This window comes from Variovorax sp. YR752 (assembly GCF_943372545.1).
In genome coordinates this window covers 1-19295 of record NZ_CALRZC010000007.1, presented here as the reverse complement: position 1 = coordinate 19295, position 19295 = coordinate 1, and the positions used below count along the sequence as shown (strand labels likewise).

The 19295-nt window shown below is 62.7% G+C and carries 25 protein-coding genes and 1 tRNA gene; 3 read left to right on the top strand and 23 right to left on the bottom strand.

The window, feature by feature from the left end; all coding sequences use genetic code 11:
• Positions 1–514: 514 nt before the first annotated feature.
• The 17 genes from AAG801_RS02720 to AAG801_RS02640 form a co-directional block, all read right to left on the bottom strand.
• Positions 515–1171, bottom strand: a complete 657-nt coding sequence (locus AAG801_RS02720; RefSeq protein WP_341887060.1) for a hypothetical protein — start codon at positions 1169–1171, stop codon at positions 515–517.
• 88 nt (positions 1172–1259) lie between these two features.
• Positions 1260–1544 (bottom strand): hypothetical protein, encoded by a 285-nt coding sequence (locus AAG801_RS02715; protein WP_341887059.1) that lies wholly within the window; start codon positions 1542–1544, stop codon positions 1260–1262.
• 6 nt (positions 1545–1550) lie between these two features.
• A complete protein-coding gene (locus tag AAG801_RS02710; RefSeq protein WP_341887058.1) occupies positions 1551–2231 on the bottom strand; it encodes a hypothetical protein in 681 nt (226 codons plus the stop codon).
• Positions 2232–2242: 11 nt separating this feature from the next.
• Positions 2243–2890: a hypothetical protein gene (locus AAG801_RS02705; RefSeq protein WP_341887057.1), complete on the bottom strand. Its 648-nt coding sequence runs from the start codon at positions 2888–2890 to the stop codon at positions 2243–2245.
• 136 nt (positions 2891–3026) lie between these two features.
• Positions 3027–3572 (bottom strand): aspartyl/asparaginyl beta-hydroxylase domain-containing protein, encoded by a 546-nt coding sequence (locus tag AAG801_RS02700; RefSeq protein ID WP_341887056.1) that lies wholly within the window; start codon positions 3570–3572, stop codon positions 3027–3029.
• Positions 3569–3937 (bottom strand): hypothetical protein, encoded by a 369-nt coding sequence (locus tag AAG801_RS02695; RefSeq protein ID WP_341887055.1) that lies wholly within the window; start codon positions 3935–3937, stop codon positions 3569–3571. Before AAG801_RS02695 ends, AAG801_RS02700 begins: the two co-directional genes overlap by 4 nt.
• Complete coding sequence (locus AAG801_RS02690; protein WP_341887054.1) at positions 3934–4191, bottom strand: AlpA family transcriptional regulator; 258 nt, start codon at positions 4189–4191, stop codon at positions 3934–3936. Before AAG801_RS02690 ends, AAG801_RS02695 begins: the two co-directional genes overlap by 4 nt.
• A gap of 154 nt (positions 4192–4345) precedes the next feature.
• Positions 4346–4540 (bottom strand): hypothetical protein, encoded by a 195-nt coding sequence (locus AAG801_RS02685; RefSeq protein WP_341887053.1) that lies wholly within the window; start codon positions 4538–4540, stop codon positions 4346–4348.
• Positions 4541–4632: 92 nt separating this feature from the next.
• A complete protein-coding gene (locus AAG801_RS02680; protein ID WP_341887052.1) occupies positions 4633–5163 on the bottom strand; it encodes a hypothetical protein in 531 nt (176 codons plus the stop codon).
• A gap of 621 nt (positions 5164–5784) precedes the next feature.
• Positions 5785–6048 (bottom strand): hypothetical protein, encoded by a 264-nt coding sequence (locus AAG801_RS02675; protein ID WP_341887051.1) that lies wholly within the window; start codon positions 6046–6048, stop codon positions 5785–5787.
• Positions 6042–6341 carry a helix-turn-helix domain-containing protein gene (locus AAG801_RS02670; protein ID WP_341887050.1) on the bottom strand — a complete coding sequence of 100 codons (300 nt, stop codon included), beginning with the start codon at positions 6339–6341 and terminating at the stop codon, positions 6042–6044. The genes AAG801_RS02675 and AAG801_RS02670 overlap by 7 nt, the downstream gene beginning before the upstream one ends.
• Positions 6338–6586 carry an AlpA family phage regulatory protein gene (locus AAG801_RS02665; RefSeq protein WP_341887049.1) on the bottom strand — a complete coding sequence of 83 codons (249 nt, stop codon included), beginning with the start codon at positions 6584–6586 and terminating at the stop codon, positions 6338–6340. Before AAG801_RS02665 ends, AAG801_RS02670 begins: the two co-directional genes overlap by 4 nt.
• Before the next feature lie 49 nt (positions 6587–6635).
• On the bottom strand, positions 6636–7136 hold the full coding sequence (locus tag AAG801_RS02660; RefSeq protein ID WP_341887048.1) for a hypothetical protein: 501 nt from the start codon (positions 7134–7136) through the stop codon (positions 6636–6638).
• A 101-nt stretch (positions 7137–7237) separates the two neighbouring features.
• Complete coding sequence (locus AAG801_RS02655) at positions 7238–7678, bottom strand: hypothetical protein (protein ID WP_341887047.1); 441 nt, start codon at positions 7676–7678, stop codon at positions 7238–7240.
• Positions 7675–8178: a hypothetical protein gene (locus tag AAG801_RS02650; protein ID WP_341887046.1), complete on the bottom strand. Its 504-nt coding sequence runs from the start codon at positions 8176–8178 to the stop codon at positions 7675–7677. Before AAG801_RS02650 ends, AAG801_RS02655 begins: the two co-directional genes overlap by 4 nt.
• Positions 8179–8765: 587 nt before the next feature.
• Positions 8766–8906: a hypothetical protein gene (locus AAG801_RS02645; protein ID WP_341887045.1), complete on the bottom strand. Its 141-nt coding sequence runs from the start codon at positions 8904–8906 to the stop codon at positions 8766–8768.
• A 100-nt stretch (positions 8907–9006) separates the two neighbouring features.
• Positions 9007–9849, bottom strand: a complete 843-nt coding sequence (locus AAG801_RS02640; protein ID WP_341887044.1) for a hypothetical protein — start codon at positions 9847–9849, stop codon at positions 9007–9009.
• Positions 9850–9925: 76 nt separating this feature from the next.
• Between AAG801_RS02640 and AAG801_RS02635 the strand changes: the two genes are divergently transcribed.
• The 3 genes from AAG801_RS02635 to AAG801_RS02625 all read left to right on the top strand — a co-directional run bounded on the left by AAG801_RS02635 (position 9926) and on the right by AAG801_RS02625 (position 11004).
• Entirely contained in the window at positions 9926–10210 is a 285-nt protein-coding gene (locus AAG801_RS02635; RefSeq protein WP_341887043.1) for a pyocin activator PrtN family protein, read from the top strand.
• A gap of 54 nt (positions 10211–10264) precedes the next feature.
• Positions 10265–10717, top strand: coding sequence for a hypothetical protein (locus AAG801_RS02630; RefSeq protein WP_341887042.1), 453 nt, complete (start codon positions 10265–10267; stop codon positions 10715–10717).
• A gap of 155 nt (positions 10718–10872) precedes the next feature.
• Positions 10873–11004 carry a hypothetical protein gene (locus AAG801_RS02625; protein ID WP_341887041.1) on the top strand — a complete coding sequence of 44 codons (132 nt, stop codon included), beginning with the start codon at positions 10873–10875 and terminating at the stop codon, positions 11002–11004.
• Between the two features lie 11 nt (positions 11005–11015).
• On the opposite strand, the gene AAG801_RS02620 is transcribed toward AAG801_RS02625, so the two are convergent.
• The 6 genes from AAG801_RS02620 to AAG801_RS02595 all read right to left on the bottom strand — a co-directional run.
• Entirely contained in the window at positions 11016–11585 is a 570-nt protein-coding gene (locus tag AAG801_RS02620; protein WP_341887040.1) for a hypothetical protein, read from the bottom strand.
• A gap of 119 nt (positions 11586–11704) precedes the next feature.
• Positions 11705–12391 carry an Abi-alpha family protein gene (locus AAG801_RS02615; RefSeq protein ID WP_341887039.1) on the bottom strand — a complete coding sequence of 229 codons (687 nt, stop codon included), beginning with the start codon at positions 12389–12391 and terminating at the stop codon, positions 11705–11707.
• 492 nt (positions 12392–12883) lie between these two features.
• Complete coding sequence (locus AAG801_RS02610) at positions 12884–14104, bottom strand: integrase arm-type DNA-binding domain-containing protein (RefSeq protein WP_341887038.1); 1221 nt, start codon at positions 14102–14104, stop codon at positions 12884–12886.
• A 174-nt stretch (positions 14105–14278) separates the two neighbouring features.
• Positions 14279–14353, bottom strand: a tRNA-Arg gene (locus tag AAG801_RS02605).
• A gap of 61 nt (positions 14354–14414) precedes the next feature.
• The gene (locus AAG801_RS02600; RefSeq protein WP_341887037.1) at positions 14415–18527 is read right to left on the bottom strand and encodes a translocation/assembly module TamB domain-containing protein; all 4113 of its coding nucleotides are present in this window, start codon (positions 18525–18527) and stop codon (positions 14415–14417) included.
• A gap of 8 nt (positions 18528–18535) precedes the next feature.
• Positions 18536–19295: BamA/TamA family outer membrane protein (locus tag AAG801_RS02595; protein ID WP_341887036.1), on the bottom strand; the 760-nt coding region annotated here is incomplete at its 5' end.

Below are 19295 nucleotides of genomic sequence, written 5' to 3'. Positions count from 1 at the left end.
CGCTGCCGTGGCTAGCCAAGGATGCGCTCGGCTGAAGTGATGGGATCCTGGATGCCGCCTTCTCTTGCACTACCTTGGCCTGCTTGATCGTGCGTTCCGAGGCGTCCGCGCGCTCGGCCATTTCGGCGTTGGTAGAACCGGGCGCCGGGTGCCGGTTGAAGCAATCCGACCGTCTTTCCGCCAGGCCGAAAGCGACACCTCGACCAAGGTCAAAGCGCCGGCTGACACGTGGCCGCGATTCTTGTTTTTGGCGATCACGAATCACTTAATCGCGCTTCGGCGGGGCTTGCTTCTTCTGTTTGAGGGGTACGGTCGCAATCCTCTTTTTGGCCGTTTCGACCTTGATTGCGAGCAAACCCTGAACTGGGGTGTTCGTCGTCTTCATCTCGAAAAACATAGCAGGTCTCCTTGGCGTTAGGTCAAGGCTTCTACTGCGTCACGCTGCTCACGAAGCAGTGCATTCGTTTCCTTGGCAAGCTCTCGCAGCTCGCGCCACGCGCCGCCGGTATAGGCGTTACGCGACACCTTTGCTTTTCCTTCTGGGCTTGTCGGCCCGGTGGCCTTGTCCCACGGTCGCCAGGTGCGGATGAGTAGGGATTGCCGTTCCCGGCGCTCCTGTGTCCAGCCATTGGCCATTGCTGCTCTCCAAAATTTTGTTTTGCGTGGATTCGGTTTGCTCCGCCTGCGAGGGAACCCCGTTGTTGATCTGCTGCTGGCCGTTGTTGATGTTCGCGTTCTTTGAGAAAACCACTTGCCGGGGAAACTTCAGTTCCACGAGTGCCTGAATCGTTGCCCGGCTTTGCGCCTGCGTCTTCAACGCGAGGCTGTAGAACGCCTCCAGGTTGCGTTGCTTGTCCTGGATCTGTGCTCGATGGGCGAAGTTGGCCGCCATGGTCTGCAGTGCCACCGCTTGACCGACCAACATCCCCTCAAGGTCCGAGAGGTCGCCGTCCTTCACCGCCGCGGTGATTCGCCGCACTTCGGCAATGTTGGCATTGACCGAGCTTCCCCCGCCAATATGGGCGCTGTAGGCCATTGCCATCAGGCCGGCGCTGACCGCGGAATCGGCCAGGGAGCGGCCCACCACCTCCGCCTCCGTCTCTTTAGTGCCGTCCGCGTGTGCTTTCTGGACGAGCTGCAGAGCGTGCCCTTGCGTCGCAGAGGCTGTCATGCTGTGCCCTCTGCGCATGCGAAATTCGGGGCCTCGGTTGTAGGTAATCTATGGTCCCGTGCCATTCGGTATGCACTCTCTAGTGCCATCACGCTCCCCTTGCCGCCTTAGCAAGCGCGTGACGCGCCCTCTCGTGTCCTATCAACTCATCTGCCAAATAGTGAGCAGCCTCCATAGGCATGACGAGTCGAAGATTCACCAAGCGAGCCATTGGCGCCTCCGGATTACTGTGATCTGCAATCAGGCCCGCGAAAGAAATGTGATAGTTGCCCAGGTTGTGAATGAGGCCGACCGCTTCACTCACGAACACTTCTTTCGCGCTGCCGTTGTCTACTACTGGGATGCTTGGAATGGTCTTTGCCATGATCTTCATTTCTCCCTAGCCGTAGCTCTGATCGCCGGAGTATCCGTTTTGCTGGAACGTGTCGCCGTAGCCGTTGCTCTGGGCGTTTTGGTTAACGCTCTGGTAGGTGTTGCCGCCGTTTGCGTTCTGCCATGCGTTGTAAGCACGTGAGCCGAGCATCGCACCGCCCATCGCGGTAAGCGCGGGATTGCTTGAGCTACCCATGTTGTTGGTCTGCGTGCCGTAGCCTTGGCCCAGCGCGTTGGCCTGATTTGAGAACTGCGACCAGTAGTTGAACGGCGTGTTCTGGATGTTGTTCGCGTTGGTCAGGTCGTTGGAGTTGTAGCCGGCGAGTGTTCCGAGCAGCCCGACGCCAGTGGTCAGGTTGTTCATGTTCTGAGAATAGGCGTCGTTAAACAGCTGACGGTTGAAACCCTGGTCCCACTGGTACATGCCTTGCTGGTTGTTGTAGTCCTGCATCCGCATGCTGTTGGACACGTCGCCGAGCGAGCCCTGCAGGTTCTTCTGCGCGTTCTCGTTCATCTGCTGAACGCCCGCATTCCCGAAAGAACCCGACTTCACCATGGCGGTGTTGTAGGCCGGCTGTGTCGTCAGGTTGTAGTTCCGAACGAGATCGCCCTGGGCCTTGTCGATGTTCTGCTGAAGGTAGGGGTTGTTTTGACCCAGGAATGGGTTTTGATCGCCGAAGCCTGCCATTTCAGTTCTCCTTACCAACCGTCGTTGCCAGAGGCCGAAGCAGCCGCGTTCGCGCCGGTATCGCCGATGCCAACACCGCCATTGACCTGACCGCCGCCCCACATGTAAGCCAGCGGATTGGCGTTCGAGTCCTTGTAGTCGGCACCCTTGCCGTAGTAGTTGTTCGGGTCCACGCCGCCATTGGCGAAGTAGGCCGACATGTCGCGGTACTGCTGCGTGCCAGGCTGAGGCGTCGGCATGCCGTACTTGAACGTCCCATAGCCACCCGAGCCATACATGTTCTGGCCGTCGAAGCTGCTCATGTTCATGCCAGAGACGATGCCGTTCTGCTGAGCGAATGCGCCTTCGTCGGCCTTCGGCGGAGTCACCTGGGGCGTGTTCTGGATCGGGGGTGCATTGCTTTGGCCGCTCGCCATTTGAGCCAAAAGCCCCTTCAGCGTGTCACCGCTGGCGAAGTCGAAGGCTTGCGGTCGAGCGTTCTGATTCGACCGGTCATAGGCGAGCGGCTGTTGACTGAGTTGGGTAAGAAGGCCGGGAACCAGAGCGCGCATGTAGTTGCTCTGGTTTCCCTGATTGGCATAGGCCTGGTTCTGCAAGGCGCTGAACGGCTGGGCTGTGTAGGCGTTCTGCAGGTTCTGACCTTGCATCAGGTTGTTCATGATCCACGGTTGCGCGGGCGCCCACGGCTCTTTGCTCTGGGTTTGTGACCCGGCTCCGCCACCACCTCCGCCACTGTCCGAAAGCGCGCTGCTGGCTACCGCGCCGATTACTGGTGCTGCAATGCTCCATGGCATATCAGTTACTCCCCGTCTTGATGCAGACGATCATGGTGATTCGGTCGCGCTGGCTGTCGTTCGTGACCCAGTGCGTGAACGAGTTGTCAAACCAGAACAGATCGCCGGGCTTGGTCACAAGTGACTGCCCTTCGAAATGAAAGGTCTGCTCGGGTGCTGCCTCGATTTGGATGGCGTACTTGTCGTAGTAACGGGCGTGCCAGCCGGGATCTGTGTGAGGCTTGCAGATTTTCCCGGGCTTGATGCGCGTGATGAGCACGCCACCCAGACGCTCACCGCGGACTTTGGCCATGAGGCCGTACACGATCTCTCTCACCGGCAGGAGGTCTGCACACGGATACCAAACCGAATCGTGCGAGCCATCCTCATTCATTGTGGACGGATCTGCGTAGCGAGCCCAAATGTCGGACAGGCCGTGATGAGGCGAGGTCTCCGGTGCGGTTCTGCCGGTGTTTTGGTCCCACAGTTCTGGATGTGCAGCCAATGCCACTTGCATCGGGCCAACGGCGATTCCTTCGTCGATGAGGAGGATGCGCGGCGCAGTCACTGTTGCAGCTCCTGAATCATCGAGCCCATAAGGGCATCATCTGGCGCGGCAATCAGCACCTCGTCTACTTTGTGCGAGTCGGTGCAGTCGGTCGCATGGATGCAAAACCAAACTACATCAGTGAGCGCCTTCACGCCGTGATGCTTGCCTGCGGTGATCGTTAGGCAGGCCGGGCCCGTCATCTCGCTCCGCACGCCGTCAATCAACAGTTCGACTGTGCCGGAGGCCAGCACCGAAAGATGATCGTGTTCATGTTTGTGCTGGATGAGAATGAGGCCGGCAGCGATGTGCGTTTCTTTGGCGTAAACCCCTCCCCCGAAGTGATGGGTGATCGCGACCGCCTCGGACGCTAGAACTTCCGTCATGCGCCTGCGCCTTCGCGACGGCCACAGGCTGCCTGCAGCCAGGCGTCAATTTCATCCTCTACGAATCCCACAGCGCGCGGGCCGAGCTTCACCGCAGGAGGAAAGTCTCCGGCGCGCTGGCGGTTGTAGATGGATGAGCGGCACAGACCGACCCGATTGATGACCGCGGGAAGCCGCAAGATCCGAATGGTTCCGTCGCCGTGCGACACCTTGGTGAAAGGCATCGATGTATTGCGTTGCGCATCATTGGACATTCATCCATGATCTTCCGATGGCCCTCACAAATCCATCCCGCTACATCCCGTTTTGTCGCGGAAAGCAGCAAGAAAATAAGATGGAATCCGGCGTTTGGGAGAGGTCCCGAAATCGGTACTGGTCCCGTTTTTGGGACTGGTCGCGCTCTTTCATCTATCCGCTCTCTTGCCGCTCATCGATCCATTGCGCCATGTCTGTGATGCGATAGCTGATCCTTCCGCCGCCAACGCCTCGCAGGAAGAACGGCGGCGACTTCCCCTCTTGACGCATCTTCTTGAGATATTCGCCGGAGTATCCAAGCAGCGATGCTGCGTCCTTTTCGTTGACGCGCAGATCGCCTGAAAGCACTATGGCCCTCGATCTCGCGGCGCTCAGAAGCAGTACGGCGGTATCTGCCAGGGGCGTGCCCCGTGCATCGGGTTGAGGCTCTGAGATTCCTCTCACTCTCGCACCTCGGCAAATAGCGGCTCGGTCTGTGTGCCGACTATTTCCGGCGTGGCGCCATCTCGCGTTTTCCTTCCGCGCTTGTCGGCTTCAACGCCTGGCTCCAGTTGGTTCGAGGGAGGGGACGGATAGGGCGCTGGATCGTGCGGCGTGAAATCGTCCACGAAGTCATCCACCGCCATGTCCAGCAGATCCACAAGCGCGTTGATCAGGCACATTTCAAAGGTGAGATCCGCATGCGCCCAATCTGCACCAGTCGCAAACTTGTGCTGGAGTTGCAAGGCGTGCTGTCGAACACGAAGCATGTCCCGTTTCAGCCGGTCGATGTCTCGTGCCTGTTCGGCAAGGGTGGGCTGATCAGCGCTCGGTTCAGAAGGACTCGCGATCAGACCGAGCCGTTCAGCAAGAAGGCGGACGTGGATCGGATGAAGGTCAACGACATAGCTGTCGCCCACCGTTTCGTTCTCCAGCCTCAGGTTGCCGTTGTCCAAGGTCTCGATGTTCAAGTGCGGGATGTGTTCGTTCATGACTTGCTTTCAATGCGAGGTTCTCAACACAGGAGATGGCTTCTCTAGATGGTTTCCGTGAGACGGTGTAGAGAGAGCCTGAAAAGTGGGGCTGATAGCACCGTGAGACGGTGTAGGGCGGGCCTTCCCTACGCCGTGAGACGGTGCAATGGCGCGCCTCTCTACACCGCGAGACGGTCTAAGCCCTGCGTTTTGATAGGCGCCTCTCACAAAGGTCTGAGCAGCGCCGTCGTCGTAGCCGGGCAGGCGGTCCAATGCCCGCCACGTGACGGCATACCAGCTTGCTTTATTTGGTCGGTGGCCCATCACGGTCTCGTGGATGAAGCCGGCTGCCAACAATTCGCGCTTGGCACGGGTGATCACATCAGCGCTGTTCCAGCCCCGTTTTGAAAGGTGGGCAGCGGAGGCCAGCAGTCGCCCGTTGTTGTCGCGGACGAACTGCCGCGCGATCTCCAGCAGCAGGGAGCGCGCAGGATGGCTTAGAGCGGCGTAGGCGGGGCAATCGAGCACGGACCAGGGGAGGGCGACGAACCCACCCGAATCCCGCCCGGAATCGCCCTTCCTGCCGCTATTTCGGCCGTTGGCCATCCTCAGCCGATCCTGTGGTGTGCTGGGCGGCGTTCATGCTGCGACACCCAACTGCGTGAGGCAGCGGCTGAGCGCTCGAAGGTCCGGAACCTCTCGACTGCGTGCCCACCAGCCCACGGCATAGCCGCCCGATCCCATCTCGTAGACGTTTACGCCAGCTCGTGCGGCACGCTCCATCAGCAAGGCCTTGAGCTTTGCCGATGGTTCGCTGACAATTGCTTCGTTAGTGCTTAGTTTTTGCGCCTGGGTTGCGGCTGCCACCGCTTCTCCAGGCGTTTCCATTTGCTGGGTCAGCATTTGACGCCTCCGTCCGGTTCCGAAACCAATGTGTAGAGCGCGGCGCGGGGATGTGCGTATCCGTCTCGGTCGACAACGGTGATGCGATCCGTGGTGATCGCGTATTGCTGTGCGCGTAGGCCCCAGATACGAGCACTGATCTGAAAGATGCCGATCTTTCGAAAATCATCGGTCGTCATTGGGCGCAGCCTGAGGGCCGCGACTATGCGTCGCTCCTGCTCTTTCACGGCGCTTCCACGGCTGGCGATAGGGTTTAGCGTCGGCGCGCTGTTCGGACTGAGAAGGTCGGTCATTGCGCACCTCCTTCCGTCTGAGCCGCGATCCATTCGCGCACGTCGCCCACCTTCCATGCGGTTACTCGCTCAGAGATCCGGCAGGGGGCGGGAAAGGTTCGCGCCTTAACTTTTCGCCATAAAGTTGGGGCGCTGAAGGGTAGAGGAGCTGGGGCATTTGGCCGTTTAGGGCTTTGCACCAACTGCGCGACGCGGATGAAAGCACTGTTGGGTAGTGCGTCGAATGACGGAGTGTTGTGTGACATATCGGCCGCCTCCTTCGCGGCTGATATGAAGTGTTCCGTTGTGACGCCTCTAGGGCACGGGGGGAAATTTTCCGATTTCTCCCCGCATCTTTTGATCACCGCACAGGTGGGCTAGAAGATCGTCATCCAGTAGTTCCATGGCAGCGTATTTCTTTCGAATGCGGCGGGCCTCCCTTGAATCCAAGTCTTTGCCTTCGGTCGCTCGGCGCGCATCGCTCATCGCTTCTTCAATTCGCGCAGCGATGTACCCGCGTCGATGAAGGAGGGCGCCGAATGCAGCAAGTGGTGTTTCCCATTCGGGGAATGGGTTGGTAGGCCGCCCCTTCCCTCGCTCGACCTCCACATTCATCGCTCGATCAGCCTGAATCCCGTCGGTGAGGTCGAGCAAGCACTGGGCTAGGTAGAAGCGCATCGGCTCTGATAGGTTGTTCGCGTACAACCCCGTCGCGCAAAGCCGCAGTGCTTCCATCCCCGCTTCTGCATCTCCATCGCGGGCAAGAGCAATGGTCATGGCTTCGAATTCCGTATGGATTGGCAGGTCATCGCTCACGGCAGTTCTTTCAAGGATCGAGGGAGTTGGCGCAGTCCGTCAGGGAAACGGATGTTCGGGAGCAACCCCCAGCGCCTTCAAAAATCAGAATCTCACGCCGCCTATTCTTCGTTGGCCCATACATGCATCCCCTTTTCGAGCAACCGTTCATAGGAGTACTCGAAGACGCCTTTTGCGATCTTGCGTGTGAGGTTGTATTCCTCAGCCAGCAGGCCATGAAAGGTTGTCTCGACACCGCTCAGCGGCCCGCCCTTAGTGACGGAGAGGGCCAACCCCGTTACTTCGCCGTTGACGAGCTGGCCGAATAGGTCGATGACCTTTTTCTGCATGCACTCCTTGTGCTTGGCAAGTAGTGTTTCGCGGTCGTAGTTGTAGCGCGTGAGCCCGGTGAACTTCAGTACGTTGGAGCCCTTGGCCTTTCTCCTTCTGCGGATAGCTTTGACTTGAGCCGTAACCGCTCGCGCAGGGAAAGGCACGACGTTGCAGGGCGAACGCTCCGCGCTTTTATCGGCGGCGTGAATCGAAGACGGCGCAGTGGTCATGCTGCACCTCGTTCCATACGTGCGCCACGTTCTCCGGGGGCGGGCGCAGCGATGGGTGCCGCATGCGGGTGATCCGGCGAGTACTCGTCGCCATCAGCGAGAGAGCGAACAGCCTCGTTCACTGGGTCGAGAGCCGTCTGCGCGGTATCCAGCAACTCGAAGGCTTCTTCCAGTGTGTGCTGCAGGACCGTACCGTCAGCCAGCTTGATGGCGCCTTGGATGCAGGCCAGTGCAGGGAACAGGCTGTCGTAGACACGCTGGGCGTCAGCCTGCGTCAGGTTCTCACGGTGGATGATGCGAACCGGCTCCAGCATTACTGAGTGGCAGATGTGATCCAGAAGCACATCGACCGGCTCGCCATTTTCAGCGGCGTCATACGCCATTTCCAGCTTTGCGTCGGCCGAAACGATCCAGGCGCGAATGTCGTGAATGCTGGCCGCACCGCTGGCGGCTGCTTCAGCTCGGTTTTGGAGCTTCTTGCTAATATTGATGATAGCCATGATGTGCGGTCCTTTCAGAGTTGCACGTTGTGGTTAGACGGTCCTTGGTGTTCGTACCACCTTGGGCCGTCGCCTTTTGTAGCCTGCGTTTACGTGGCAGGCCAACACGTTATCGGCGATGGATGAACGCCGAAATCTCGGATCGAAGCCAAAGCCTGTTCCTGGGCGTACTTGTCGGCGCTTCGGCTGGGAAGCCCGGTAGTTTCACGACCACATCCCGGGCGTGACGTAGTGAGCAGTGATGCATTTCGGCAATGTGCTCCAACGTCATCAACTCAGTCATCGATCGGCTCCTTTGCTCTGTCGATCTTCTCGCGCACCCAAGGCGCCCCGCCAAGCTTTTTCAGCTTGTCTCGCTGTGCGTCGGTCATCTTGATTGAGATGGGCTTCATTGCCGATTCACCGTCAAGGGGCTTTCTGCCTTGGCCGCGTCCCGCTCCACCTCGGCTTGATATTGGTTTGTCCATTTAGATATGGTAGTTCCAAATCAAATATGGCGTCAAGTGCCTACCGATTCGGAGCCATACTGACGGCGCCACTCCGAGGAAAAAGATGTGCGCCAGGTAACGCCAAGCCAGTATGTGGACCTACTGAATGAAGCCCTCAGGCGCGAGAAAGGCTTCGAGGAGGGGATGCGCTTTTTCATTCATCCGCAGGGAAGTACTGACGACACGATGCGTGGCATCGGTTTCGAAGGGCCGCCGTCCGGCTTCTTGCTTGCTGCTCATGTGCAAACTCACATCAGTCAGGGTGTGCGGTTCCGCTGACGCAGAGAGAGGCTGACCCGCACCGTGCGGAGGCGCAGCAATCGTCCAGCCCATGGCGCCCTCAGAGTATCGGGTCACGGCTGATGATCGACTGTTCGATCTCAACTTTCAGGTCGTCTGCAACTACGCCCGCCACCAGTGCCCTGAACCACGGCTGTGCCTCGGGGGATAGGCGGATACTGGTAACAAGCTTGTGCAGGTCAATATCGACCAGACTTCCCGTTGCAGCGCGAGGCTCGAAAGGATCAGATCCAGGGTTCCACACAATAGCCCGCACCTCCTGTTCGAACGAGTAGGGCTTCTGCTTGTGCGTCACCGAGGAGAACGCGTGACCGTCTTCAAACCAGTCTTGCTGGTGATCGATGTACTTCACCCGCGCCACGACTTTTCGGGCGTCTGGTTCGAGCTGAAGCGCCGAGTCGAGCGCACCAACGGTTGACCGTATGCATACCGACTCCGCGGATCCGCCGTAGATTTTCCACATCGCGAGGCTCTCATCGATGTTTTCATGCCAGCACGACACGTCTAGGGAGAGGCGAAGAGCCGCGAGGATCTGCCGATACTTGCGCTCGGGAGTTACATCGAGGGCGCCAAACGGCGTTTGGATTGTTCGCCGGCGCTTTTCAATAGCCTCGGCTTCAGCTTTGAGCGTTTCGCGCCTCTCCGGTGTGACACCGATCCCAAGAGACGCGGTCATGCGATAGTTCACCAGTGCGTGAAGCGCGTCGAACAATCCGTCAAGGTGCATCTCGTCGATTACCGTGCCACTGCCTTCATGCTTGTCGCTGAAGGTGCCAGCAGCCGGGAAATACATCTTCCTGGTCCGCACTATGCTCAGGAAGGTTGCGAAGCTCACGTAGCGGCTGATCGTCGTTGACGGGTCAACTGGCTTTGGCATATCCATCGGTCGCTCCAAGTCTTAACGCCTGATCACCAAGCTTGAGTGATTCTCGCGCACCACTCAGGATCGAGGCGCCACCGTGTCCTCGATCGAGTACATGAGGGCTGATACCGTGAAGACAGAAATGATGCTTCTTTTGATGACCGATGGACGACCAGTACTGCGGCTCTCGGAGGTCGCGGACCTGCTCAGCCTTGGAGCGAGGACTGTTCAGAACAAGATCTACAAGAAAGACTTGCCGTTTCCCATGTTCAAGCTGGGGGAGTCAGGGGAATGGGTTGCCTACATCCCAGACGTTGCGACGTACATTGATGCTCAGCGCGCATCGGCCTCGACTTGCTGGAGTGAGAGGCACACGTCATGAGCCCCAGACGAGTTGTCCAATACCATAGCGAATCTTCATCACTAAGGGGTGTCCATGGGATTCAATGCTACCGATGCAGCCGCGCTCAACGCAGTAGCTGACATGTTTCATCCGAAAATCTGGAGCGACTCCCTGGATTGGAACTTTTCCGTCATGCATTTGACCATCAGCGCGGCTGGATCGACGGCTGCAATAACCACGGGGAGGGCGGCTGAGTTGTTGTCTGCTGCCATCGACGCAGCAAATCGCATGGACCAGAATGTCACCGTGTGGATCGAAGTGACTCAGCCAGGCATGCCGTTGTTTGTGGCCGAAGCTCTCGATCGACTCGCGGGGTACGGCGCAGGGATTGTGGTTACGCAGGTCTCGCCTACTGGGATGCTCTGTTCGCATCCGCCTGGAGGAGCGCTGCCGAAGCAGTTTCTTGAGCGACTTGCCAAGGCAAGCAGGGCGGGCGAAGTGTGGCATCCGCATGTGCAAGGGCCTGTCGCTGGCATTGGCGCCTAGGTACTGCTTCACTACCGCATCTGGCGCGCTCGCGCTGAAGGACTGAGTCAAGATGCCAACTACAGATTGCTGTAGCGCGTGACGCTGCTGAGCGCGGGCTGCGCCACGAAGTTGCCGCTTGTTGTGCCGCCAGCCTTGAGGGTCGCGCGGTCTCCATGACGTTCGTGCCCGGCGGCGGAGGGACGCCCGAGGTAGGCGATACCCGCCTCGACCTCACGCTGCGCGAGCTTCGCATGGTGGGCCTAGCTACCGCCGGCGTGGTGATGCAGTTCGGGCGGGAAGCGTAGATGGACGAAGTCTATGCACTGGGCGCATAGCGGTACACCTTGTAGAACGCGGAAAGTTCGTAGAGCGTGTCGTCGTTGGAGCCGGCGAAATTCAGCTCGATGTCTTTCACCTTCTGCCAAGCCCTCGTGCCGGAGATCTTCGCCTCGAGAAAGAAGTGATAGAGCCGAGCTTGATATTGAGCATCGGTTGGCGCCCAAAGAAACGACACGTTGGCGGCTAGTGCGTCATTGGGTTTGATGATCTTCGGAAGGTAGAGAAAGTCATGCACATTCTCTTCGTCCGAGTCTGCTGTCCATAGCACCGTGTCGACGCCATTGAAGATCAATTTCCCGGCGGGATTGTCCTTGGCTGGTACAAGTCTCAACGATTCCAATACAAGGGGGCTTGCGCCAGTGTTCATCAGGATGAGCGGCAGCCCGACGATCCAGCCGTTCGGAGCGTCAGTTCTGCCGAAACGGACGCTTCCTGCGGCGAAATGCTGCAGGTTGCCGACCTCTAGCTTTCCTGGGCGCCAATGCATCCACCAAAAGCTCAGAACGGTGAAGAACAGTGCGAGGCAGCTGATGAAGAGCGATTCCATATCTTGATCCAGACGAAGTGCAAAGCGAGAGGGCGGAAGCATCGAGGCAACCAGCGCATCTCAACTCACTCTAAAAGTGAGTGGCTTGGGCCGGGTGGGTGCGTGCGGATCGCGCGGCCTCACTCTTTCAAAGCTGGCATTTGGCAGGCATCGAAAAATGCCCTTCCTGCCACTGTCGGAAGCACCCTCGAGAACGACTCGCCCCCGCCCCAAGTAAAAGACGGTCGGATGCAACCAACTCTGGTGAGGTTGGCTAAAGAAATTAGCACATCGCTCGATGGTTCTGTAACCTCGCTTTGACCTTGCGGCGCAATCGAAGCTTCGCTCGGGAGGGCGGAGGTCAGTACCCCATCATGTTGGCAGGCCTCAAATGGGCGCGCATAGATCGCGTCCAAGACGGCGACATCAAGCGACGTGAGTTGCTCAAGGATTGAAGCGTATGCCCGGCGAATTTCGAATGGGAAGCTCGCATTTCCAGCGTTGACGAGTAGTGCAGCCCACCGATCCTGAAGCATGTCGTCGTCTTCGAGGGAGGCGCCCTGGATCAGCGGGAGCGCCAGCTTCAGAGGGACCGCACGGGTGGGGCCGCTCAAGCCCGACAGGCGCAAAAACTCTTCGGCTCTCTGCATCAGGCGATGCTGGCGCTCCCATCGGGTATATCGAAGCCGGTCCTCGAAAATTCCCACGCCTTGCTCGATGGGCCCGGCGATGAACTTAGCGATGAAGCCGCCAGCGTCGCGGGCTGCGTCGATTGCCTTGCCCGTTGTCTTGGCGATCTCTCCGACCGCTTTTGCCTCTTCGTCCATACGTAGCCTCGAATCGTTGAGTGACCGTTAGATGGGCGAGGATGCCATAGCGCTGAGTGCTCGGAGATGGGTACGCGAGGCGCCACTACGCAACGAGGTACGCAGGGAACCCGGGAAAATCCCGCGTTGCCTGCGAGCGTCTCCTCGGCAGGTTAGCGCTGCGATGGTCAGTGCCGAGGTTAGCGCCCATCGGGCTATTCAGGCGCCGGACCTTGGGTAGCGAGCTACCACGCGCACTACCTGGAGCATCGACGACTCCACCACGTATTCATCCTCACCGAGCCATCGGTTGTGGCTGTCGGGCGCGGAGATGAGCGCGCGGGCCGGCGCTTCGCAACACAGCAGAAGCCCGCCGCCCTGGTGCATGGCGTGCCAACCGCGCCCGAACATCTCGGCTACCGACTGTTTCGGCGTCCAGTTGAAGCCCAGGCGCCCGAGGTTTCCCCGTTTCAGACAGAACAACCGTGCCGGCGCGGCGCGCCGAGCGATCGGTCAGGCTGCCTTGAACTGGATGATCTCGGCGCCTGCGGCAAGCTTGTCCAGGTAGTCGGCCCAGCGCTGCATCATTTCGCGACGCGCGGGTAGGTGGGCGGTGCGGTTGTACGCACGACCGTTGGCATCCTTGACCATGTGCGCGAGCTGATGCTCGATGAAGTCCACGCGCTCACCCAGCACCTCGTCCATGATGGTCCGCGCCGTTGCTCTGAAGCCGTGGGCTGTGTGGACCTCGGCGCTGTAGCCCATCCCCCGCAGTGCGGCATTGATCGTGTTTTCGCTCATGGGGCGCTCACCCGTGCGGATGCTGGGGAAAACGTAGCGCCCGTGGCCCGTGATGGGGTAGAGGTTGCGCAGGATTTCCACCGCTTGCGTCGCCAGGGGCACGATGTGATCGACCTTCATCTTCATCTTTGCGCCGGCAATGCGCCACTCGGCCGCATCTAGATCGATCTCTGCCCATTCGGCCGTGCGCAGCTCACCAGGCCGGACAAACACCAAAGGGGAGAGCTTTAGCGCGGCAACAGTGCTGGGATGGCCGCTGTAGGCATGGATTGATCGGATCAGGTCGCCGACTCTCTTGGGCTCAGTAATGGCAGCGAAGTGTCTGCTCGTTTTCGAGGCCAGGGCTTCGCTCAGGTCGGCGGTCACGTCCCGCTCTGCCAGCCCTGACACCACGGCGAAGCGAAACACTTGCCCGCAAAGCTGCTTCACGCGATGGGCGGTATCGATGGCCCCTCGTGCTTCCAGCTTACGCACAACCCGTTCCAGGATGTCCCGTGGACCGATGGAGGACATGGGCATCTTGCCGATGAAGGGGAACACGTCCTTCTCCAGCCAGGTCTTGACCTTGAGCTGCGTCCCGCTCGCTCGCTTCGCCGCAGTCTTTCCTAGCCATTCGCGCCCCACAGCCTCGAATGTGTTCGCCGCTGCGTCGGCTCTGGCTTTCTTTTCCTCTCGCTTGGCCGCACTCGGATCCACGCCCTCGGCAAGTAACGTTCTGGCCGCAGCTCGGCGCTCTCGGGCCTTGGCAAGCGAAATCTCTGGGTAGGTGCCTAGCGCGAGCGTCTTGCGCTTGCCGCTGAATGAATAGTCCATCCGCCAGTACTTCCCGGCTGCCTTCACCAGCAGGTACATGCCGCCACCGTCCGCGTACTTGTCTCCGATGGCCTTCTCGGTGGCCTTCACTTGCCGAACAAACGTGTCTGTCAGTGCCATCTCAACTCCTTGACGGTATCCCGCCATGGGGATTTCCGGGATACCGACAAAAGTAACGGTATTTCTGTGAGATGGGATGCTACGCCGTGCACAGTCGTGAGGCAAAGAAAAACCCGCTACGCTGGGGAAACGTGCGGGTTTTGATGCGTGGTGAGACGCCGTGAACCGGGTCTTTGGTGCCTTCGACAGGAATCGAACCTGTATCTGAGTCTTAGGAGGACCCCGTTCTATCCATTGAACTACGAAGACGGTGCGCGCTGCAGCTGCTGCTGCGCGGCCCGCACTTTACCAGTTTGGGGTGTCTGCACCCTCAGTCGTACTTCACCGTATAGATCAGGTCCACCCCGCTCGTCTGCCCCGCCTGCCCCCGCAGCGTGAGGCGTTTCGTCAGGTCGTAGAAGATGAAGATCGTGCCGAAGGTGCCGCCCAGGCTGCGTTCGTAGGTGATGTAGAAGTCTTTCGACAGCCGCTTGCCGAGCGTGACGGCCGACTCGCGCAGGTCGCCGCCGTTGCCGGGGCCCTTGAAGCCGAGTTCGTCCAGACCGAAGCGGCTGGCCAGGCTGCCGCCGGTGGTGGTGCCGCCGATCTTGCCGAGCAGCGACAGGGCGGCCTGTTGCAACAGGGCCGATTCGCCGCCGCTGGTGGCCGAGGCGCGGCCCAGGATGACCCATGACAGCGTTTCGGCGTCGGACAGCGCGGGCTCGGCGTAGAGCTTCACGCGGGGCGACTGCGCGGAGCCGGTGATCTGCACGCCGGCGCGCTGCGAGATGTTCGGGCGGATGGCCAGGATGTCGAGCGCGGGGTTGTCGAACGGGCCGTTGAAGCGCGCGATGCCGGTCTCGACATCGAGCTGCTGGCCGTAGGCGCGGTACTGGCCCTTCACGGTCTTCACTTCGCCGGTGATGCGGGGTGGGGCATCGAGGCGGGTGCTGCGGATTTCGAGTTCGCCCTCGAGCCGCGTGGTGATGCCGCGGCCCTGCACGGCGAAGTCGTCGCCGAGGTCGAAGGTGACGACGATGTCGGGTGGCTTGGCGGTCTGGGGTTTGTTGGCGGCCTTGGCCGCCTGGGCGTCGGCCTTGGCGGATTCGCGCTGCGCGGCCTCGGCGTCCGCCTTGTCCTTGGCGGCCGAGCGCACGACGACGTCGCTGCCCAGGCTGGGCGCGGTCTCGTCGGGCAGGATGATGACGGCGCGGTCGGTCTTGAGCTTGCCGCGCACGTTGAACTGGCCGTTGTCCAGCCGCGCCTGCAGGTTGCCCGACAGCGACACCTGGCGGTCGGTGCGCACCAGCACGCGCAGGGCGCGCAGCTCGGCCTGCAGGGCCATGCGGATGCCGGTGCTGGTCGCACTGTTGTTGCTGCCCCAGCTCAGGTCGCCGTGCGCGGTGAGCGAGCCGCCGTCGGTGCGCGCTTCGCTGGCGGCGGTGCTGCGGTTGCCGCTCTGGCCGCCGATGCGCGCGGTGCTGCCGGCGCCGCCCTTGAGCGTGAACTCGGCAATTTCGAGGCGGTCGCCGGTGAGCGAGGCGCGCAGGCGGCCGTCGCGCAGGTCGAGGCCTTCGACCGGCGCGCGCAGCGCGAGCTGGTCGGCGCCGAGCGTGCCGTTCCAGCGCGGCGCGGTGCGGTTGCCCGACAGGGTGGCGTTGGCGTCGAGCGTGCCGGCGATGCGCCAGCCCGGCGGCGCGAGCATCGACCACACGCCGAGGTTGGGCAGCGCGGCGCGCAGGGTGCCGTTGAGCGGCGCGTCGGGCGCCCACTGCCAGCCGCCGCTGCGCTGCTGCATGCGGGTGCCGAGTTCGGCGTCGAGGCGGCCGGCGCGTTCGCTGTCCCAGGCCAGGGTGGCGCGCACGGCGTCGCCTTGCGCGTCGAGCTGCAGTTCGGCGCGGCGCAGGCCGGCCGGGGTGGCGGTGAGATCGACGCCGTTGACGTCGTTCTTGCCGCTGGCCGAGCTCATGGTGCGTTCGCTCGCGGTGCCGGTTCCGGTGCTGGTGATGCGGGTGACGAGCGCGGCCTCGCCGGCCTGCACGCGGATGTCGCCGCTCTGGCGTGCGAGGCGGGCCTTGGCGCGCAGGGTGTCGCCGGCGTCGATGTCCCAGTCGCCGTTGAACAAGAGGTCGCCGCTGATGCCGAGTTCGCTCAGCGTGGCGTTGGCACCGAACGCGCCGGCCCAGGCCATGGGCAGGCCCTGCATCTGGCCCTTGGATTGCAGGCGGAACACGCGGTTCGGTGCGGCGCCGCTCTGGTTGAAGCGCAGCGGCTGCCAGTCGATGCGCACGGTGCCGGGCAACGGGCCGCGCAGGGTGGCGTCGGCGGCGGAGGCTTCGACGTCGAGGCGGTTGTCGGCGGCGCGCACGGTGGCCGTGACTTCGCGGCCCAGCTCGAGCACCCAGGGCCCTTGGCCGGGGCGCGCGGTGGCGGTGTCTTGCGCTTGAAGTCGCAGGCTGGCGAGCGTGGCGCGCCATTGGTTGGCGCTGGCGAGGCCGCCGCTGGCGCGGGTGTCGAGCGCGAGCTTTTGCGTGCCGGTGGTGGCTTCGCCCTTGAGCGTGAGCGTGGCCTGGGCGATGCTGCCGGCGAGGTCGGCCTGAAGTTCGCGTAACTGCACGGAGGTGGCCGTGCCGTCGGGCTGTGCGGCGGGCAGGTTCAGGTCGAGGCGCGGCACGGCGAGCGCGGCCTTGAGGCTGGGCTCGGCGCTGCCGCGTGCGGTGGGGGCGCCGGGGTTTTCGATGCGGCGTTGCACGGTCTGCCAGCCGCCTTGCCAGCTGGCGTCGAGGCGGGCGCTGCCCTTGGCGCTGGCGTTCGCGAACACGCCCGACAGGCCCGGCAGGCTTTGTACCCAGCGCTGCATCGCTTCGGCGTCGTCGATGCGCGCCTTGAGGTCGCCGCCGCCGGTGGTGGGCGCGATGCGGCCGTCGAGCTGCGCGCTGCCGCCCGGCAGTGAGAGGTCGAGCTTGCCGCTGGCGGCCTGGTCGGCCACGCGCACCTGCAGCTTGCCGTCGATGCGGGCGCGCATGGCTTCGACGCGCAAGGTGCGCAGGTCGAGCACCTGGTCTTTCCACTGGCCCTGCGCCAATGCGCGGTCGAGGCCGAAGCCGGGCAGCGCCTTGCTGCCGGCGCCGCCGTTGCCTCCGGCGCGGAGGGCCACGTCGAAGACGAGGGTGTCGGAGCCTTCGGCCTGCCGTGCGCTGATCTGCCCGCCGATGGGCGCGCCCGACAGCTCGCTGTACAGCGCGCCGGGCCGCACGCCGCGCACGGTGGCGCGCACCTGCCAGGGCGAGGGCGCGGGGCTCCAGCTGCCTTCGGCGTCGATGCGGCCGCCGCCGGCGCGCACGGTGGCTTCGGGCACGGTCCAGGTCGTGCCGTCGAAGCCGACCTGCGCTTCGACCTGCTCGACCGGCAGCTTCTGTTGGTCCCACGGGCCGGCGACGGCGTTGCGGATGTCGGCCGAGGCCTTCCATGCGGCGGGGCCGGTGGCGGCGTCGGGCGTGAGTTCGACGGTGCCGGTGAGCCGGGTCTGCGGCGCGCCGGGCCAGAGGCTGGCGGCGTCGACGTTGCGCAGGTCGGCCTTGGCATCGACCACAGGCTGCGGCAGCCAGGGCGCGATCTGCGCGCGCAGCTTGGCTTCCATGGGCGCTTCGGCGTTGGGCTCGGTGGGCTGCAGGTCGGCGGCGACCTGCAGGCGCGCCTTGGGGCCGGCCAGCGTGCCCTTCACCGAGGCCTTGGCCTGCACCTCGAGGTGGCGGTCTTCGGCGAGCGGGGCTTTCACGCGGCCGTCGAGCGTGGCGTCGAGCGCCATCGGCGCCGGGCCCTGCAGCCGCACGCGGGCGCTGTAGTGGCCATCGGCGATGTCGACGCCTTCGATGTCCAGCGCGTGCTGCGCGCCGAGGTAGCTGTAGCGGCCCGCGAGGCCGGTGGCCTTCAGCGGGGGCGGGCCGGCCCAGCGCAGTTCGTCGATGCGGAAGGGCACCTCGGCCACCTCGACGGGCAGCGCGACCTGCGTCAGCGGCTCGGTCGGCGTGTCGCTGGGTGGACCGCGGCGTTCGATCGACAGGCTCGCCGCGTGGATGTCGCCGAGCTGCACCTTGCGCTGGAACAGCGGTGCGAGCTGCCAGCCGAGCGTGGCGTCGTTCACCTCGACGGCGAGGGTTTCGCTTTGCCACTTGAGCCAGCCGATGCGTCCGCCGGTGCGCAGCGAGCCGGTGACGTCGCGGCTCTCGAGTGTCTGGCCCGCGGGCAGGCGCTGTGCGGCCTGCGCGAGTGCGAAGGCCAATGATTTGTTCGAGCCGAGCCACCACCAGGTGCCTGCGGCGAGCAGCAGCACGACCAGCAACAGGCCCGCCAGGGTCCAGCCCAGCGCGCGCAGCACGCGGCGGGTGCGCGAGCGGCGGCGGGGGCTGGGAGGGGGCGTGGCTGTGGCGGGCGTGGTCGGCATGGAGCGGGTCAGAAGGTGAAGCCGAGACGGAAGTGCAGGCGGAATTTCTTCGAGTCGACGCCGTAGGCCAGGTCGGCCTGCACGGGGCCGATGGGGCTGCGCCAGCGCGCGCCGACGCCCACGCCGACCTTGGGCTTGAGCTCGCCGGGCTTGTCGGCCACGGCGCCGGCATCCACGAACACCACGCTCTCCCATTCGGTGAGCTTGTCCTTGTAGACGAAGGGGCGCTGCCATTCGAGACTGGCCACGCCGAGGTAGCGGCCCGACACGGTCTTGCCGTCGGCGCGCACGGTGCCGATCTGCTTGTAGCTGTAGCCGCGCACGGTGGTGTCGCCGCCGGTGAGGAACATCAGCGTGGACGGGATCTGCGCGCTGTCCTTGGCGGCGACGGCGCCGGCCTCCAGGCGCATCTGCAGCCGGCTGCGGCGCGCGCGGGCGTTCTTGTCGTCGGCCGCGCCCAGCGGCAGCACGCCGAGAAAGCGCGCGTAGGTGCGGGTGAAGGGCAGCTGCTGGCCGGTGAGCGTGTAGCCCGCGGCCATTTCGAGCGCCAGGCCGTAGCCGCGCGAGGGCGCCGAGTTGTCGTCGAAGTAGCGCCCGGTCCAGCCCCAGTTGGCGGTGACGGCCGAGGCCGAGGGCGGCGCGTCGGTGCCGCGGTTGTGGGCGTAGTCGTACTGCAGGAAGAGGCTGCGGTCGATGTGGTCGCTCGACTTGCTTTGCCCGCCGCGCAGGCGGCCGCTGTCGACCACGTAGCTGCCCGACTGCTCGCTC

Excerpts from the sequence above, each read along its gene's own strand:
- AAG801_RS02690 (WP_341887054.1), bottom strand. The coding sequence starts at position 4,191 with ATGTCCAATGATGCGCAACGCAATACATCGATGCCTTTCACCAAGGTG.
- AAG801_RS02665 (WP_341887049.1), bottom strand. The coding sequence starts at position 6,586 with ATGTCACACAACACTCCGTCATTCGACGCACTACCCAACAGTGCTTTC.
- AAG801_RS02655 (WP_341887047.1), bottom strand. The coding sequence starts at position 7,678 with ATGACCACTGCGCCGTCTTCGATTCACGCCGCCGATAAAAGCGCGGAG.
- AAG801_RS02715 (WP_341887059.1), bottom strand. The coding sequence starts at position 1,544 with ATGAAGATCATGGCAAAGACCATTCCAAGCATCCCAGTAGTAGACAAC.
- AAG801_RS02680 (WP_341887052.1), bottom strand. The coding sequence starts at position 5,163 with ATGAACGAACACATCCCGCACTTGAACATCGAGACCTTGGACAACGGC.
- AAG801_RS02720 (WP_341887060.1), bottom strand. The coding sequence starts at position 1,171 with ATGACAGCCTCTGCGACGCAAGGGCACGCTCTGCAGCTCGTCCAGAAA.
- AAG801_RS02620 (WP_341887040.1), bottom strand. The coding sequence starts at position 11,585 with ATGGAATCGCTCTTCATCAGCTGCCTCGCACTGTTCTTCACCGTTCTG.
- AAG801_RS02625 (WP_341887041.1), top strand. The coding sequence starts at position 10,873 with ATGACGTTCGTGCCCGGCGGCGGAGGGACGCCCGAGGTAGGCGATACC.
- AAG801_RS02675 (WP_341887051.1), bottom strand. The coding sequence starts at position 6,048 with ATGCTGACCCAGCAAATGGAAACGCCTGGAGAAGCGGTGGCAGCCGCA.
- AAG801_RS02640 (WP_341887044.1), bottom strand. The coding sequence starts at position 9,849 with ATGGATATGCCAAAGCCAGTTGACCCGTCAACGACGATCAGCCGCTAC.
- AAG801_RS02630 (WP_341887042.1), top strand. The coding sequence starts at position 10,265 with ATGGGATTCAATGCTACCGATGCAGCCGCGCTCAACGCAGTAGCTGAC.
- AAG801_RS02615 (WP_341887039.1), bottom strand. The coding sequence starts at position 12,391 with ATGGACGAAGAGGCAAAAGCGGTCGGAGAGATCGCCAAGACAACGGGC.
- AAG801_RS02710 (WP_341887058.1), bottom strand. The coding sequence starts at position 2,231 with ATGGCAGGCTTCGGCGATCAAAACCCATTCCTGGGTCAAAACAACCCC.
- AAG801_RS02705 (WP_341887057.1), bottom strand. The coding sequence starts at position 2,890 with ATGAACAACCTGATGCAAGGTCAGAACCTGCAGAACGCCTACACAGCC.
- AAG801_RS02600 (WP_341887037.1), bottom strand. The coding sequence starts at position 18,527 with ATGCCGACCACGCCCGCCACAGCCACGCCCCCTCCCAGCCCCCGCCGC.
- AAG801_RS02610 (WP_341887038.1), bottom strand. The coding sequence starts at position 14,104 with ATGGCACTGACAGACACGTTTGTTCGGCAAGTGAAGGCCACCGAGAAG.
- AAG801_RS02645 (WP_341887045.1), bottom strand. The coding sequence starts at position 8,906 with ATGAGCAGCAAGCAAGAAGCCGGACGGCGGCCCTTCGAAACCGATGCC.
- AAG801_RS02695 (WP_341887055.1), bottom strand. The coding sequence starts at position 3,937 with ATGACGGAAGTTCTAGCGTCCGAGGCGGTCGCGATCACCCATCACTTC.
- AAG801_RS02670 (WP_341887050.1), bottom strand. The coding sequence starts at position 6,341 with ATGACCGACCTTCTCAGTCCGAACAGCGCGCCGACGCTAAACCCTATC.
- AAG801_RS02650 (WP_341887046.1), bottom strand. The coding sequence starts at position 8,178 with ATGGCTATCATCAATATTAGCAAGAAGCTCCAAAACCGAGCTGAAGCA.